Source organism: Vibrio diazotrophicus (assembly GCF_038452265.1).
Classification (GTDB): domain Bacteria; phylum Pseudomonadota; class Gammaproteobacteria; order Enterobacterales; family Vibrionaceae; genus Vibrio; species Vibrio diazotrophicus.
The window spans coordinates 2,903,343-2,920,296 of record NZ_CP151842.1 but is presented as its reverse complement, the minus strand read 5'-3'; the positions used below and the strand labels follow the sequence as shown (position 1 = coordinate 2,920,296).

The window sequence follows — 16,954 nt, the reverse complement described above, 5'->3', positions numbered from 1 at the left end:
GGAAAGGTATGCCGACTTATCAGTACCAAGGACGCAATTTAGATGGCAGCGCTACGAAAGGCAGCTTAGAAGCAGTTAACGAAGATGTAGCTGCTGAAACATTGATCAATAAAGGGATTATCCCTACTTCTATTAGTGAAGGGGCATCCGGTGTTGGTATGGCCACTATTGATTGGAAAGAGTTGTTTGCTCCAGTTGTTCCACTGGAAGTATTGGTGATTTTTTGTCGCCAGCTGTACAGCTTAACCAAAGCCGGCGTGCCTTTACTGCGTTCAATGAGAGGTCTGGCGCAGAACTGTGAAAACAAGCAGTTAAAAGATGCATTGGAACAAATTTGTAGTGAAGTGACCAATGGTCGCAGTCTTTCCGCTGCAATGCAGATGCACACGAAAGTGTTTAGCTCACTGTTTGTTTCTATGGTGCATGTGGGTGAGAACACCGGTCGATTGGATCAAGCTCTGCTGCAATTGGCGAACTACTATGAACAAGAAGTGGAAACCCGTAAGCGAATTAAGACCGCAATGCGTTACCCCACTTTTGTTATTGGCTTTATTGTTATTGCTATGTTCATTTTGAACGTCAAGGTAATACCGCAGTTTGCGACCATGTTTAATCGCTTTGGTGTGGACTTGCCTTTGCCAACCAGAATTTTGATTGGTATGTCGAATTTTTTCGTCAACTACTGGATGTTTATGCTGGTGGCAATGGCGATAGCGTTTTTCGGTTTTCGATCTTGGTTGGGGACATCGAAAGGAAGAGAGCGCTGGGATAAGTTTCGTTTGCGAATGCCTATAGTTGGTGGAATCGTCAATCGAGCACAGTTATCTCGATTCTCACGTACGTTTTCTCTGATGTTGCACTCAGGCGTTCCGTTAAATCAGTCTTTGGCATTGTCAGCTGAGGCTTTGGATAATAAATTCCTCGAAGCTCGCTTAATGGAAATGAAATCTGCAATTGAAGCTGGTAGCAGCGTTTCATCAACGGCAATTAATGCCAATATTTTTACGCCTCTGGTGATTCAAATGATCTCTGTAGGCGAAGAAACGGGGCGAATTGATGAGTTGTTGCTGGAAGTCTCGGATTTTTATGACCGAGAAGTGGATTATGACTTAAAAACCTTAACCGCTCGGATTGAGCCGATTTTACTGGTGATTGTTGCTGGTATGGTATTGATTCTGGCTTTGGGTATTTTCTTACCTATGTGGAACATGATGGATGCGATGAAAGGATAGGTGGTTAAAAAATCCTTTAAAAACATTAGCTTTAATGTTTTATTGACGTAGCGCATGCGATATTTCGTATGAGGGTAGGTATAATTCCTCTGCTGAAGAGGTATTGGTTCTAAAATGAATAAGAGAGTGCCGGGTTTTTCTTTACTCGAATTAATTATTGTTATCGTTATTGTCGCCTTATTAGCTGTGACGGCTTTACCTAGGTTATTAGGTACGATTGACGATGCGAGAGAGGCGAGTATTCAAGGCGTTGCCAGTGGTTTTTTATCTGCTGTTATGGCTGCGCGGACTCAATGGGAAGCTCAGGCAAGGCCATCGGTAATATCTGGTGGTGAAAAATATAACCTCGTCGACTATGACGGTGTGGAGTTTTGGCTCACTCGTTCAAAAACGAGTGCAGGTAGCAGTACGGGATTCAGTGATGGTTATCCGCTAGCTTTAAGACAAAGCGTTTATTCGGAAACGATTACTGATCAAACCTGTGTGGATTTGATGGAGAACTTGCTTCATAGCTCTCCAAAGGTAGGGACCGCCGCTGAAGTAAGTAGTGATGTCTCACTACAGTATTCAGCCATCGCTGATAATGCCAATGCTAGTTGTACCTATATACAACAAGAAAAGAGCAGTGCACATCAGTTTGTGTACAACATAAAAACTGGTCGCGTAGCGGTCACTTTCAATTAATTTTTAGCTTGTTAGAAAGAGAGATAGTTCATGAAAAGACAAGGTGGTTTCACCCTTATCGAATTGGTCGTAGTCATTGTAATTCTGGGTATCCTTGCAGTGACAGCTGCTCCTCGTTTCCTAAACCTACAAGGTGATGCTCGTGTTTCCGCGCTACAGGGGTTAAAAGGCGCAATGGATGGAGCTGCTGGTATTGTTTATGGTAAAGCCGCTATTCAAGGTCTTGAAGGTCTGGCTGGTCAATCTTTATTAGATACTAATGGTACAACAATTTTAGTTACAACTGATTTTGGATACCCTTCTGCTGACGCTACTGGTATCGTTTCGTCGGTTAAAGGTCTAAATACCGATTGGGGGTGGGCTGCGTCCTCTGGTACAACTTTAGTAGCCACATTTCCTTCCGGTACTACTATCACTGTAGGTGATAATTCAACGGATAGTGGCGCAGCTATAATAGCGACCAATTGCTATATTCGATATAACGAAGCTACTACTGCAGCTGTAGCTGACGCAGCAACTACAACGGTCGTATCAACTGGCTGTTAATTGTTCAGTATTGAATTATATGATTTTGCTTGGCGCAGCCCCTTCTGGTCTGCGCCATTTCATCTAAAATTTTAAATACTTACTGGCTAACATGGTGAGCAAGCCAATGCAGAGAAACCAGCAACGAATGCGAGGTTTTACCTTAGTTGAATTGATCGTGGTAATACTGCTTGTATCAATTCTCTCTGTTTATGCTGCCAGCCGTTTTTCCGGTATTTCCAGTGTTTCTGCGTTTGCCGCACAAGAGCAAATCATCTCTATTATTCGTCAAATTCAAATTGACCGAATGCAATCCAACTTATCATCCACTTCAGCAGACAGTGATTATGCTTTGCAAATAACCAACCACTGTATCGGCTCAGTACAGGCATGCAGCTCTGCTAATGATGACCGAAGAAGTGACTTGTTGCGGAATGATGAACTCACATTCACCAGCTCGCCTTCTCTCTCCGTTATTGAATTTAGCCTGTTGGGGAATCCTTTAGGTGGTGCGTCTAATGGCGTGACAATCAATATTGCCTCATCTGCAAACTCGACATCACTATGTTTGAACTCGGAAGGCTATGTGGCGAAAGGAAGTTGCTGATGAAACGTAGCAACGGATTTACGCTGGTTGAAAGTATTATGGCTATGGTGATCCTTGGGTTTGCCATGGTGACTCTCGTGAGTTTTCTTTACCCTCAAATTGAGCGTTCTGCGACGCCGCATTATCAAACTCGTGCGGCTAACTTAGGACAAAGCCTGATGAGCCAAATTCTTGCACGAGGCTTTGATAACCACAGCGATTTTGATGGTGGGCAATATCGCTGTGATGAACCGGATAGGAATGGGGTAGCTAACCCATGTTCTACTACTTTGGGACGTGATTCTGGCGAAAGTAACCCCGCTCAGTTCAACGATGTTGATGACTACATCGGTTGCTGGTGGACAGACAGCACGAACGATTGTGGCGGCTCAGGGTACCCTCTTAGCAATATTCTGGGCACTGAGATAGCGAGTAAGTATGCGCATTTCACGGTAACAATTGATGTTAACTACGACACTGCGACCATGAAGAAAATCCAGATCAAGATTGATACTGGGCGTTACGGTGAGTTTGATTTCACTGGTTTTCGAGGAAACTACTAATGAAAGTTCGTGGTTTCACTCTGGTTGAAATGGTCTTGACCATGGTGGTGGGCGCTATTTTGGTTTTGGGTATTGCGGGGTTTGTGGAACTGGGCAGTAAAGGCTATTCCGATACCGTAGCAAGGCAAAGATTGCAGACTCAAGCCAAATTTGTATTAGAAAAAATGACCCGTGAGATTCGCCATGCAGTACCAAACAGCTTTGCTGTTAGTAGTTCTGCCGGACAGCAATGTTTATCGTTTTATCCCATTGTTTATTCTGGTTTTTATTCTGTGTCCGGTAGTAACAATAAGACCATGAGTTTTATTGTCGGTAATACACCAGCTCCTTCTAGTTTTGATGGGCTAAGGATGATTATTAATCCGTCGAGACAAACGGATTTTGCTGTGGGGCAAAATACGAACTTCCCATTGAGCGGTAGCAACACCACTTTTACTCTTTCTTCTCCGTTACCGAGTCAGTCGGTTGCCCAAAGGCAGTTCATATACAAAGATTTGGTGAGTTATTGCTTAGATTTTTCTGCACAAAGCGTGACTCGTAATGGTATCCAAGTTGCTGATAGCGTTAATACGGGAGAGTTCAGTTACGCACAACCTACTCTGCAAAGAGGTGGCGTGGTGCATCTGGCATTAACTTTTGCTCAAAATGGCGAATCCAGCCACTTTGATATTGATGTGCAGGTGCTGAATGTTCCATAGAAAACGTATGTTCCCTAGCGTTAAAAAGCAGGCTGGTAATCTCTATATCGTTGCTATCTTTGTGATTGTGGTGATGGGCTTTCTTGCCAATGCGCTTGCTCGTATGGAATGGTCAAACCGAGATGCACTATCGAAAGATCTGTTGGGAACAAGAGCATGGTTTGTTGCTCACTCAGTTAATGAGTTAGCACTTACTCAGTTGTATCCATTGAACACGGCTAACAGCGTGGTTGCTAATGTGTGTCTTAGCAATTGGGGAAATGTGCAAACTAAGGCAAATAATTTGATGACTCAATTTGTAGGTTGCTCTGTGAACACTCAGTGTTATTCACTGGGAGCATTAGATTCCGTGAATTATTACAAAGTTGAGAGCGTCGCTGTTTGTGGCAGCGGGCAGTATCAGGTTGAGCGTAAGCAAGAAGTTTGGGTGAAGGAGTAAGCATGGCTAAGTTATTTCGTTGTCTGCCACTGTTACTTTTGTTTTTTATACAGAGTGCTTTTGCTGAAATATGTACGTTCAAAGGTCAAAAATTTGCCGTTATTGAATTCACGGTTGTGGGTAGCCCAGGAATCTTTCAGTCTGCAACTTTCCAAGAGTCGGGGAATAATCCGCTAAAAACGTTGTGGTACACCGAAGAGCACGTATCTGACAGCCTCTACTTTTTTAATGATCACACTCTGCAGCAAAGTACTCGATATAGAGTGCGAATTCTCAACGAGGCCACGGGCTCGATCCCTAGTCGCTATTACCGTAAGAACTTAGACTCAAATGTGAACAGTTGGGCGCTTATTGATTCAATGAATATGGAGATGAAGCCCGGAAATGTTACGGTTCAGACTAATGATGGCGCTGATCTCACTTGTGAAGCGGTAGAACCCGAAGATATTGAAGACTATATTCCGCCGACCTTTGAACAATGTGAGTATTTCCCACAAGCGGTCCAGAGCTGGAAAACAGAAGGGACAGTCTACTCGAGCTATGGGCCAAGTTCGTTTACCGCATCCAATGCCACTGAGAATATCGTAGGGTGGTCTGACAATTACGTTAACGATGCACAAAATGTGTTCCGCTACCAGCCATGGTGGGGGGCTGCCGAAAGACAAGCACTGCGAATTGGTTTTGATACGACCCAAAATAGTAATACATACATTGCTAACTGTCAGGGTTACGGATGCGGTACAAAATCTCTGCACGTAACATTTGAAGGGGCTGATTACAATATTGACGATGGTTTGTTTGAAGAGAGAAAGGCTGAGCCGCCAGAGCCGTTAAATGTATCGTTTGATTCCATCAATGATTTATATATTCAAGTTAACAGTAGTTCGACTGACTTTAGTTCTTTTTGTAATAACAATGGACTATGTTCATACGCCGATACGGGGGGGGCTTTCGAATTAACCATACTTAAAAACTTAAAATCCCTGACAGTGCAAAATGTACGGAGTGATAAAAAACTAAATGTTCGTCTTTCGCCTGGTCTAAAAATCGAGAAGTTTTCAGTAAATGGTAATACGGCTGTGTATTTTGCTGAGGATAGTTCCGTGTTATTGGGAACTGCTTCTATAGGTGAGTGGGGAGATACTCAGGTCTACTTAGGCAGCGATTCAGTTATTAGTATTGCAGGCGATGGTAATGATACCACCAGCGACTTAACGACAGGACCGATTAGGTTTATTCCAATCTATCCATCAAGTGGTTCATCAAACTATAAGAAACCTCTATTTTACGGCCCAGCCGCAAACTACCACATAAAGGCAAGTGGGGTTCTCGAAGCGTATTTGCTGGCTAAATCAATGAACTTCGATGTCGGTATATCGATAAAAGGATCGATTACTGCACACACTTTAAACGTGGTCGGGAATGTTACGGTAGCCCGTGATTCAGCCGATCCTGAATGTTGGAACGAGACCGATACAAACAAAAATTACAATCTGATACTGCAACCTAAATCTGATATTGCCCTTGTGTGTCAGACATTAAAGCCTGAGCTATCTGTTTTCTCGGAAGGTATGTTGGCGAGAGATTTTACGGGTACCGTTGTTGTAACGGTAGATGGAGTGACAACCCCTTACTCGGTAACGAATGGTATTTTTAACCTGTCTTTACTTCTTAGCACCACCGAAAGTAAAAAGGTATCGGTTTTGGCTTACATAGAAGGTGATGAAGCAAATAACACTGTGAGTGGTAGCTATGAATTTGTCCCTTATAAGCTGAATGTTGAATCACAATACGTTATAGCGAACAAACCAGTTGAAGTTTCTGCGTTTGCACAGGCCTGTGATGATAATGGTGCTGTTGTGGATCTTGGCTACAACGGTTCTCCAACAATCCAATCCTCTTGGGTGAGGCCATCTACGGGACTCGGAAGTTTAAGTTACTCGCCTGTATTTAATAATGGTCAGTCAACCTCAGAACTTACCTTGGAAGAATCTGGTGAGTACCTTGTTACTATGGCGGATGAAAATTTTAGTTGTACAGGTGATCATTGTCCTATTGACGGAGATACGCTAAAAGGCCAGTTCACGGTTTACTCTCGTCCGTGGACATTCGCAATTTGCTCGCCAAATAATACACCCATGAACGGCAATATCACCGATGCTTCGAGCACAGGATTTACCTCGGCCGGTAATGTGTTTGCGCTAAATGTTCGACCACTGCGTTGGGTTTCAACTGGCAATGACAGTGATCCCGTCAGTGGTAGCGAAGCCATAGAAACGTCGAGTTACTGTAGTTCTCCCGTTACACAGAATTTTTTCATTGCAGGTAGTGAGCTGAAATCCACTGTTGAACTGACTCATGCTGTTGCCCAACCAAGTGGCGGTGCGGATGGAACATTGTCAGGAACGCTCGCGCTTAGCAATAGCGAAGGCGTTAGCAATAGCTACTTGCCATTTGGCGGTTTAGCGTGGAGTGAAGTCGGTGTTCTGCGTGTAAATGCTGATACTCAGGCAAGCTATTTGGGCATGAACGTCAATCAGGGATATCGAGACATTGGCCGTTTCTATCCGGCGTGGTTATCGCTTATCAGCAACAACTGGAATTACTCATCAAACCATGATGAATTCATGTATATGGGGCAGTCCATTGCCTATGATTTTGTCGTTGAAGCACAAAATATGCAGGGCGGGGCGACGACCAACTACAGCAGTTTTAGTCCGAGCCTGATTGCGGATGTGAAGCTTCTTGCGGTTGACACTTCTGATGACAACAGTGAATTCGGCTCTCGTGTCGAAGATTATGATCTGCATTTCTGGGATGGCAGCAGTCAATGGTCTGGTGCTGAGTTGCAGGTGAGTGATGCACCATTTCAATTTAACAAGTTACAAACCACCTCTAGTCCTTTAATTACCCGTGCAGATGGCCCGTATGAAGATGGTTTTGGACTTCGTGTCACAGCAAATTCATCAGGAGTGAAAGCCGATGGCGTGGATTTCAAAACATCAGAAGCACCTAACTTAGAGCTCAACAGTTCAGGCGTCACGTTGGACACAGGTAAGCCATTTTCAGCTCAACCCGATATCCGTTACGGTCGCATGGTGCTCGATGATGTGGGCGGAACCTCAACCAGTACCATTTATATTCCTCTGCGCACCGAATACTGGAATGGCTCGCGGTTTATCGGAAACGAGCAAGACTCTGGTTCGACGTTTGTTTCACTCGGAGGATATGTGTGTCAGCAAACAGTTTGGTCTGGTTCTGGCTCGGCTTCGAGTGCATCACTTCAAGGAGCTGATCCTGCCGTTGCAGTAACAAATGGTGTTAGCAATAAGCTTTCTGCTAAGCCGCATTCTAATGTGGATGCCAGCTCTTTGAGGGAGCAAATCCGTTTTTGGCTCAGAATGTCAGATACTTCACCACAATTATCAGAAATGAATGTAAGCTGTGGTACAAGTTATACAAATCAACCTTGGTTACAATACAACTGGCGCGATCGGGGCGATGAAGATCCGTCCGCCGTTGTGACTTTCGGGGTCTATCGTGGTAATGACCGCATTATTTTCCGAGGGGAAAGTGGGCTAACAGGACAATAGCAAGCAATTTTTCTTAACCTAAGTTAGGAATATGTTAGAAATTGCGTGTTTGAGTCCATGTTTATGCGTCAATGCCTTGCTGTGACGGCAAGGCGTTGGTACATTTAGTGCAATTTTTATCTTCAATTCTTGCAGGATGAACGAAGAATATGTTCAAAAAACTTCGTGGCATGTTTTCAAACGACCTATCAATTGACTTAGGTACTGCCAACACTCTTATTTATGTTAAAGGTCAAGGCATTGTCCTTGATGAACCATCTGTAGTTGCTATTCGCCAAGACAAAGGCCGTGGTGGAAAAACTGTAGCGGCTGTCGGTCATGCAGCTAAGCAAATGTTAGGTCGTACGCCGGGTAATATCTCTGCAATTCGTCCTATGAAAGATGGTGTTATTGCTGACTTCTACGTGACTGAAAAAATGCTTCAGCATTTTATCCGTCAAGTGCATGACAACAGTTTTCTAAAACCAAGCCCACGCGTACTTGTTTGTGTTCCTTGTGGTTCCACTCAAGTTGAGCGCCGTGCGATTCGTGAATCTGCACTAGGTGCAGGCGCACGCGAAGTGCACCTTATTGATGAACCAATGGCAGCAGCAATTGGTGCTGGCCTACGTGTTTCTGAGCCAACAGGTTCAATGGTGGTCGATATCGGTGGTGGTACAACTGAAGTTGCAGTTATCTCATTGAACGGTGTTGTTTACTCTTCTTCTGTTCGTATCGGTGGTGACCGTTTTGATGAAGCTATCATCAACTATGTTCGTCGTAACTACGGCAGCTTAATCGGTGAAGCAACCGCTGAGAAAATTAAGCACGAAATCGGTTCGGCTTACCCTGGCGATGAAGTGATGGAAATTGAAGTTCGTGGCCGTAACCTCGCTGAAGGTGTTCCACGTAGCTTTACACTAAACTCAAACGAAATTTTGGAAGCACTGCAAGAGCCGCTAACGGGTATCGTTTCTGCTGTGATGGTTGCGCTTGAGCAATGTCCACCAGAACTGGCTTCTGATATCTCTGAAAACGGTATGGTTCTGACTGGTGGTGGTGCACTACTGAAAGATCTTGATCGTCTATTAACGGAAGAAACCGGCATTCCTGTTGTGATCGCTGAAGAACCACTAACTTGTGTGGCTCGTGGCGGCGGTAAAGCTTTAGAAATGATCGATATGCATGGCGGTGATCTGTTCAGCGATGAGTAATGGCTTGTCAGGCACCTTGTAATGAGGTGCCCAATAGGATTGTTATAAGATGAAGCCAATATTTGGTCGAGGACCATCTCTCCAACAACGACTGTTCTTCGCGGTCATGTTATCAGCCAGCCTAATGCTGGCTGATAGTCGTTTAGGAGCATTCGCAAATGTACGTTATTTGCTCAATAGCCTAGTAGCGCCTATTCAGTATGCTGCAGATTTGCCGCGTACCATGTTTAACGACTTTTACTCTCTGTTCAGCACTCGTGATCAACTGTTGAATTCGAATCAGAATCTTAAACGTGAAGTGATGACGCTTAAAAGCGACTTAACCCTGCTTGATCAATACCGTGAAGAAAACCAACGTTTACGAAAATTGCTTGGTTCTGAGTTTGTCCGTGATGAGAAGAAAGTTGTTACAGAAGTAATGGCTGTTGATACATCACCATATCGCCATCAGGTGGTGATTGATAAAGGCAGAACGGACGGTGTCTACGAAGGTCAGCCTGTTATCAATGAGAAAGGTATTGTCGGACAGGTAACGTTTGTTGCCGCGCACAACAGCCGTGTATTACTGCTTATCGACCCGAACAACGCTATTCCAGTGCAGAATATCCGCAACGATATTCGAGTGATCGCTTCCGGTAACGGACAAAGTGACGAAATCCAGTTAGAGCATATTCCAACCAGTACCGATATCGATGTCGGTGACATGCTGGTAACGTCTGGTCTTGGTGGTGTCTATCCGGAAGGATATCCGGTGGCTTACATTACCGATGTTGATAAAGATACACGTCGCGAATTTGCCTCGATAAAAGCTAAGCCTGTAGTCGATTTTGATCGCTTACGTTACCTGTTATTGATTTGGCCGAATGAAGACCGCCAACAAAAAGTATTACTCGCAAACCCAGAAGATATTGAAGAGGGCGTAACAGATGGGCAGTAGTGATTGGGGAGGCCGATTTGTTATTTGGGGCTCTTTCCTGTGTGCCTTAATTTTCCAGACGATCCCTTGGCCGGGTTCCCTTGATCTGTTGAGACCATCATGGATCTTGTTGGTGACCTGTTATTGGGTTCTTGCTCTGCCTCACCGTGTCAATGTGGGTTCTGCTCTGGTGCTAGGTCTTCTTTGGGATTTGTTATTAGGCTCGACTCTCGGTATCCGAGGGATGATGATGTCCATCGTGATTTACATTGTCGCCATGAACTTCCTCGTAATGCGAAATATGGCACTTTGGCAGCAAGCTTTTGTGGTTGGTCTGCTCGCTATGGCGCTTGAAGTGTTGATTTTCTTTGGAGAATATCTCATTCAGGATGTCACATTTAACCCATTATCTCTCTGGAGTGGTTTAATTAGCTGTATACTTTGGCCATGGATGTTTTTATTGCTGCGTCGAGTTCGACGTCATTGGCACATAAAATAGAATGAACAAACAACGATTAATTCTGGCGTCTGGTTCACCTAGACGCCGAGAACTACTCTCTCAATTGGGATATCAGTTTGACGTGTTAGTCCCAAATGTTGAAGAGAAGCGTTTAGACGGTGAATCTCCCGTTCAATATGTAGAACGTTTGTCCCGCGATAAAGCTCTAGCTGGCCTAGAATTGGCTAAGCAAAACGCGGCTAATCTTAATGTGAACGAGCAGGACTATGTGGTTTTAGGCTCGGACACAATAGTGGTTCAAGACAATCGCGTATTAGAAAAGCCACAAAACTTTTCTCACGCCAAAGAGATGCTTGAGTATCTTTCGGGGACTCAGCATCAAGTAATGACGGCCGTGACGGTCGCTGCAAAAGAAAAACATCGTTCTGTGGTCGTGACCACAGATGTATGGTTCAAACCCTTGTCAGAGCAAGAAATAGAACAATATTGGCAAAGTGGTGAGCCTTGCGATAAAGCTGGCAGTTATGGCATTCAAGGATTGGGTGGGCGATTTGTAACTAGGATTGAAGGTAGCTACCACGCAGTGGTGGGATTACCGCTCTATGAAACTGACCAGCTCTTGCACGAATTTATATTTTAGTATTATTAAAAATTGAGGTGCGCTCATGAGTGCAGAGTTGATCTTGAATGTCACACCGAGTGAAACACGGGTGGCAATGATCGAAGGTGGAGTCCTTCAAGAGATCCATATTGAACGTGAAGCAAAAAGAGGCATTGTCGGAAACATCTACAAGGGTAAAGTCAGTCGAGTTCTACCCGGTATGCAAGCGGCTTTTGTGGATATTGGCCTAGACAAAGCAGCTTTTTTACACGCTTCAGATATCGTTCCTCACACAGAATGTGTGGCGGAAAATGAAAAACAACAGTTCCAAGTGCGCGATATTTCTGAATTGGTTCGCCAAGGTCAGGATATTGTTGTGCAAGTCGTGAAAGATCCTTTGGGAACCAAAGGTGCCCGTTTAACCACAGATATCACTTTACCATCGCGTTACTTGGTCTATATGCCGGGTTCTGCGCACGTAGGTGTTTCTCAGCGAATTGAAAGTGAAGCTGAACGTAATCGCCTAAAAGCAGTAGTGGCACAGTATTGCGACGAGAATGGTGGATTCATCATTCGTACCGCGGCTGAAGGTGCGGACGAAAAAGAATTGGCGCAAGATGCGGCTTTCCTCAAACGCCTCTGGGTTAAAGTCATGGAGCGTCGTGCGAAATACAAAACTCGTTCAACGCTGTACGGTGAACCTGGGCTGTCTCAACGTATTATTCGTGATTTTGTCGGCACAGAACTGACCAGCATCTTGGTTGATTCACGTCTGGAATTCGAAAACCTCAAAGAGTTCACGTCCGAGTTCGTTCCAGAGCTGACCGACAAACTTGAGCTATACGAAGGTGATAAACCCATTTTCGATATGTACGACACGGAGAACGAAATTCAACGTTCTTTGGAGCGTAAAGTCGAGCTTAAATCTGGCGGCTATTTGATTATCGATCAGACAGAAGCCATGACGACGGTTGATATCAACACTGGCGCTTTTGTCGGCCGCCGTAATCTCGAAGAGACCATATTCAACACCAACATCGAAGCAACACAGGCTATTGCTCGCCAGCTGCGTTTACGAAATCTGGGCGGCATCATCATCATCGACTTTATCGATATGGCTTCCGATGATCACCGCAAGCGAGTACTTGCTTCGCTGGAAGCTGCGCTCAGCAAAGACCGAGTCAAAACGAATATCAACGGATTTACGCAGTTGGGATTAGTTGAGATGACTCGTAAACGTACACGAGAAAGTATTGAACATGTTCTGTGTTCTACTTGTCCAACTTGTGAAGGTCGTGGAGCGGTGAAAACCGTTGAAACGGTTTGTTTTGAAATACTGCGTGAAATTACGCGAGTGAACCGAGCCTACGACTCAGACAAGTTTGTTGTGTACGCATCTCCGGCAGTGGCAGAGACTTTGCAAGGAGATGAGTCTCATGCGCTTGCTGAGCTGGAGCTGTTTATTGGTAAAGAAGTTCGTATTCAAGCGGAACCTCTGTATATCCAAGAACAATTTGATGTTGTGATGATGTAAAAGGATATTGAGTGAGCTCAACCTTTACCCGCCTTGGGCGATTTATTTTATGGCTTATTGTTAGCCTATTGGTGTTATTGGCTGTTGTGGTAACTGCTTTGCGGGTACTGCTGCCTGAAATGAATCGCTACCAAAGTGAAATCGAGCGCTGGGCGACTCAGCAAACCAACATACAGTTTAAAGTGACCGATGTGCGTGGTTTTTGGAAAAACACGCACCCTTCACTCGCTCTTAAAGCAGTAAGAGCGGAACTTCCCGTAAGCAGTAAAATCCACATATCTACTCAGCAAATTGATATCGAATTTGACTTATTTCAGTCTTTGCTAAATCGCCAGCCGGTGATAGCGGATATGAGCATTCATGGCATGAAGTTAGATATCAGTTCCATTGACTGGAACCGTATTGCTGATTCTGATCGGGACGATAGCGCTGATGCAAACACTGAGGCGAGCAATGAAGGACAAGTTGTGCAACTGCTGGACGACCTGTTTTTACGCCAGCTAGATAATTTTTCGCTTCTTAACTCAACCATTTTGTACCAGACAATGGCCGGCGAAATCCGTCAGCTTGATATCGCTAAGCTGCGTTGGCGAAACAAAGGCTCTCACCATTTTGCAGAAGGTGAAGTGAGCTTGGCGGATGCCAATATCAACTCTCTGTTAGTGAGTGCTGACTTTGAAGACCATGGCTCGCTGCTTGATATTTCTGGTGATTTCTACGCGAGTGCCGACAATCTTCGTGTTACCCCTTGGTTAACTCGCTACCTAAAGGAAGAAACAGGTATTGAGCGCGGAAGAGTAAGCTTTAACGCGTGGATGACCCTGAATCACAATCAACCTGTTGATGGGTATGTTGAACTGAAACCGTCAGAGCTTATCTGGGGGGAAGAAGGCAGTTCCAACGAACTATTACTGGAGTCTGGCATTGTTAAGCTAATGCCTACTGATAAAGGGTGGCAGGTTAATGCCCACTCTTTACAGCTACGAACTAATGATACGGCTTGGCCAGATCTCGATGTTGCTCTCGATTGGCAACCAGAAGGCTGGACGTTAAATCTTTCTCAAATTGATGTAGAAACGCTCTTGCCTCTGGCGGCTTTGATGCCAGATTCTCAGCAATCAACCAAGCTGATTCATGACCTGAAGCCGGGCGGATTACTGGAAGATATCCGAGTTTCTATGGGGCAAACCATCGACTCACTGCGTTATTCAGCGCAGCTAACAGACGGCCGGATCGCACAATGGTACTTACTTCCTGAAGTGCATCAACTTCAGGCAAAGATTAGCGGTTCTGCCGATATTGCAAAAATTCATGCCACCTTGATTGATGATACCTTGCCGTATGGCGATGTATTTCAGGCACCACTGAACATTCGCCATGGTGATGTGAATTTGGTTTGGCAAACGGGCAGTGACGGTTGGTCGCTTTGGGCTGATAAAGTCACCGTTGCGACTCCTGACTTGCAGGCATTAGGCGCATTTCGTCTCGATTTCCCTCACGATAAAAGTCCTTTCCTGTCATTCTATCTAGAAGCGGATGCTTATAACGCGGGTGAAACTTGGCGTTATTTGCCAACTCTTGCGCTGGGCGATGACTTGACTGACTACTTGTCTACCGCCATTCAAGGTGGTCGAGTCGATACCGCCAAACTGATTTGGTATGGCGATTTAGGCTCATTTCCGTATCAGGAGCATAATGGTGTATTTCAGGCATGGGTTGGGCTGAAAGAAGGCAAGTTTAGTTTTGATACCGCTTGGCCGACGATCACTAATCTGCAATTGGATTTGTTGTTCGAAAACGATGCCATGTATTTAGATTCAAATGCGGCAACGTTAATGGATGTGAACGCCAAACGAATCACAGGGCGCATCCCAAGTTTAGCTCCGGATGGTCATATCGAGATTGAAGCCAGTGCTGTGGCGGAAGGGAATGCCGTTCGAGCGTATATGACGGCGACCCCGCTGGTTGATTCTGTGGGGGCGGCGCTTAACGCCGTTCAAGTGAGCGGTGAAGTCACTTCTGAATTTCAGTTAAATATTCCTTTTACCCGAGACAAAGAACCTCGCGCTTGGGGGTGGGCTGAATTATCAAAAAATCATGTGGATATTGATGCTCCACCAATGATGTTGGATTCGGTATCCGGTCGAATTAACTTCGACAACGATGTGATTACCGCTGCGGGCTTGTCATCGAAGTTGTTAAAGCAACCGATCTCCTTTGATTTTCAGGGCGAAAGTACGCCTCAAGGTTATGCGGTAAACATTGATGTTATCGGTGACTGGGATGTGAAACCTCTGGTGCCTTATGTTGGAGAACGTTGGCTCAAGCGTCTGAAAGGTCACGCACCGTGGCAAACCAGTGTGGCTTTGCAGTTAAATGATGTTGGCTTTACTTACCAGATAGATAGTACCGCAGACCTGAAAATGGTTGCGAGTGAATACCCGTACCCATTGGCAAAGAAAACGAAAGCAGCGGGCAAAGCGCATCTGCAGGCTTCAGGGAATCAGGAATCGATTACTGCGCGTCTTCAGCTTCCTCAAGCCAAGTATCAGGCTGAGATTGATATCAGACCTAAAACGCCAGTGTTAACAGCGACCAACTTAGTGCTTGGGCAAGGTGGTTTTAAAATCAGTCCTGTTGTTGGGCACCATGCTCAGGTTCGTCTTGACCGATTTAACTTAGATGACTGGATTGCTGTGATGAATGATGTGCCTGTCGCTAAAGCGGGCAAGTCAAGTCTAGATAAAATGAACACTCCGGAGATTCCAGTTCCGCAACGTGTCGATCTAAAAACTCAAGAACTGACCCTTGCCGATATTGAGTGGCACGATGTTGACTTTAATGCGCGTCGGAAAGGTCTTGGCTGGGTGATGAACTTGGAAAGCCAAGAAGCAAAAGGGCAAGCCAATTATATTCAGCCTTATGATTTATCGGTCTCTTTCGATCGTCTGCATGTGTTTGTTCCATCGTTAGATGAAGAACAGCCGAAACCTTTATTGGCGGCGCATACTAAACAATCGGACCCTCTGATTTCCGAGTTTGACCGAGAGTTTCATCGCCTGATGCCGAATCTTACTCTGGTCATTAACGACTTTTGGCTGCAAGGTTATAAAGTTGGCAAAGTGAATATGGATTTCCAGCGTAGAGGCAACACTCTGGAGTGGAAAAAAGTGGATGTGGTGAGTGGTACTAATACTGTTCATATGAGTGGCGACTGGACACTGACTGACACAACCAGCCACACTAAGCTAAAGTTTGAAGTTCAGGGTGAAAACAACAGCGACCTGATGGAACGATTCGGTATCAGTTCAGGAATTCAAAAAGCTTCGTTCAACATGTGGAGTGACTTGCAATGGGATGGCGCTCCTTGGTCGATGAAGGTCAATACCGTTCAAGGCAATGTAAAAACGGAGCTGGGTAAAGGGGTGATATCCGATGTCAGCGGCGCTGCGAAGTTCTTGGGCCTGTTCAGCTTAGACTCTATCATTCGTAAAATGCAGCTCGATTTCAGTGATGTATTCGATAAAGGTATGGCCTTTGATTCGATCACTGGCAGCGGTGAAGTTGATAAAGGCATTTTTGTTACCAATGATATAAAGATGGATGCTATTGCTGGTGACATGACCATTAAGGGATTAGCGGATCTCAATACTCGTACCGTAGATGCAGAAGTTAACTTTGTACCGGACATTACTTCTGGTATTCCGGTACTGACCGCATTTGCGGTAACGCCGCAAACGGCGTTATATGTGTTGGCGATTACCACGGTGATAGCACCTGTAGTCGAAGTTTTCACCGAAGTAAATTATGAGGTGAAAGGTCCGATGGATTCACCGACAGTAAAAGAACTCTCTCGTAGTCGCGGTGAATTTAAGCTGCCGAAAAAACTTAGAGATCTCGCACAATAAGTCAGACAAAAGTAGGTTGGGC

At 45.0% G+C, this 16,954-nt stretch carries 14 protein-coding genes; all 14 read left to right on the top strand.

Annotated elements, in window-relative coordinates:
- Nucleotides 1-8 precede the first annotated feature (8 nt).
- The 14 genes from AAGA51_RS13485 to AAGA51_RS13420 all read left to right on the top strand — a co-directional run bounded on the left by AAGA51_RS13485 (nucleotide 9) and on the right by AAGA51_RS13420 (nucleotide 16,932).
- Nucleotides 9-1,232, top strand: coding sequence for a type II secretion system F family protein (locus tag AAGA51_RS13485; RefSeq protein ID WP_042489329.1), 1,224 nt, complete (start codon nucleotides 9-11; stop codon nucleotides 1,230-1,232).
- 114 nt (nucleotides 1,233-1,346) lie between these two features.
- A complete protein-coding gene (locus tag AAGA51_RS13480; protein WP_042489327.1) occupies nucleotides 1,347-1,916 on the top strand; it encodes a pilus assembly FimT family protein in 570 nt (189 codons plus the stop codon).
- Nucleotides 1,917-1,946: 30 nt separating this feature from the next.
- Entirely contained in the window at nucleotides 1,947-2,462 is a 516-nt protein-coding gene (locus AAGA51_RS13475) for a type II secretion system protein (protein WP_042489324.1), read from the top strand.
- 106 nt (nucleotides 2,463-2,568) lie between these two features.
- On the top strand, nucleotides 2,569-3,048 hold the full coding sequence (locus AAGA51_RS13470; protein ID WP_042489320.1) for a pilus assembly FimT family protein: 480 nt from the start codon (nucleotides 2,569-2,571) through the stop codon (nucleotides 3,046-3,048).
- Entirely contained in the window at nucleotides 3,048-3,590 is a 543-nt protein-coding gene (locus tag AAGA51_RS13465) for a type IV pilus modification PilV family protein (protein WP_042489317.1), read from the top strand. Before AAGA51_RS13470 ends, AAGA51_RS13465 begins: the two co-directional genes overlap by 1 nt.
- The gene (locus AAGA51_RS13460) at nucleotides 3,590-4,288 is read left to right on the top strand and encodes a PilW family protein (RefSeq protein WP_042489315.1); all 699 of its coding nucleotides are present in this window, start codon (nucleotides 3,590-3,592) and stop codon (nucleotides 4,286-4,288) included. Before AAGA51_RS13465 ends, AAGA51_RS13460 begins: the two co-directional genes overlap by 1 nt.
- Complete coding sequence (locus tag AAGA51_RS13455; RefSeq protein WP_255209413.1) at nucleotides 4,278-4,727, top strand: MSHA biogenesis protein MshP; 450 nt, start codon at nucleotides 4,278-4,280, stop codon at nucleotides 4,725-4,727. The genes AAGA51_RS13460 and AAGA51_RS13455 overlap by 11 nt, the downstream gene beginning before the upstream one ends.
- Nucleotides 4,728-4,729: 2 nt before the next feature.
- Nucleotides 4,730-8,320, top strand: coding sequence for a DUF6701 domain-containing protein (locus tag AAGA51_RS13450; RefSeq protein ID WP_052404630.1), 3,591 nt, complete (start codon nucleotides 4,730-4,732; stop codon nucleotides 8,318-8,320).
- A 149-nt stretch (nucleotides 8,321-8,469) separates the two neighbouring features.
- On the top strand, nucleotides 8,470-9,513 hold the full coding sequence (locus AAGA51_RS13445) for a rod shape-determining protein (protein WP_042489310.1): 1,044 nt from the start codon (nucleotides 8,470-8,472) through the stop codon (nucleotides 9,511-9,513).
- Nucleotides 9,514-9,562: 49 nt separating this feature from the next.
- On the top strand, nucleotides 9,563-10,450 hold the full coding sequence (mreC, locus tag AAGA51_RS13440) for a rod shape-determining protein MreC (RefSeq protein ID WP_042489307.1): 888 nt from the start codon (nucleotides 9,563-9,565) through the stop codon (nucleotides 10,448-10,450).
- Nucleotides 10,440-10,928: a rod shape-determining protein MreD gene (mreD, locus tag AAGA51_RS13435; RefSeq protein WP_042489304.1), complete on the top strand. Its 489-nt coding sequence runs from the start codon at nucleotides 10,440-10,442 to the stop codon at nucleotides 10,926-10,928. The genes mreC and mreD overlap by 11 nt, the downstream gene beginning before the upstream one ends.
- A gap of 1 nt (nucleotide 10,929) precedes the next feature.
- The gene (locus AAGA51_RS13430) at nucleotides 10,930-11,529 is read left to right on the top strand and encodes a Maf family protein (protein WP_042489301.1); all 600 of its coding nucleotides are present in this window, start codon (nucleotides 10,930-10,932) and stop codon (nucleotides 11,527-11,529) included.
- 25 nt (nucleotides 11,530-11,554) lie between these two features.
- A complete protein-coding gene (rng, locus tag AAGA51_RS13425; protein ID WP_042489298.1) occupies nucleotides 11,555-13,024 on the top strand; it encodes a ribonuclease G in 1,470 nt (489 codons plus the stop codon).
- A gap of 11 nt (nucleotides 13,025-13,035) precedes the next feature.
- On the top strand, nucleotides 13,036-16,932 hold the full coding sequence (locus tag AAGA51_RS13420; RefSeq protein WP_042489295.1) for a YhdP family protein: 3,897 nt from the start codon (nucleotides 13,036-13,038) through the stop codon (nucleotides 16,930-16,932).
- The last annotated feature ends 22 nt before the right edge of the window (nucleotides 16,933-16,954 follow it).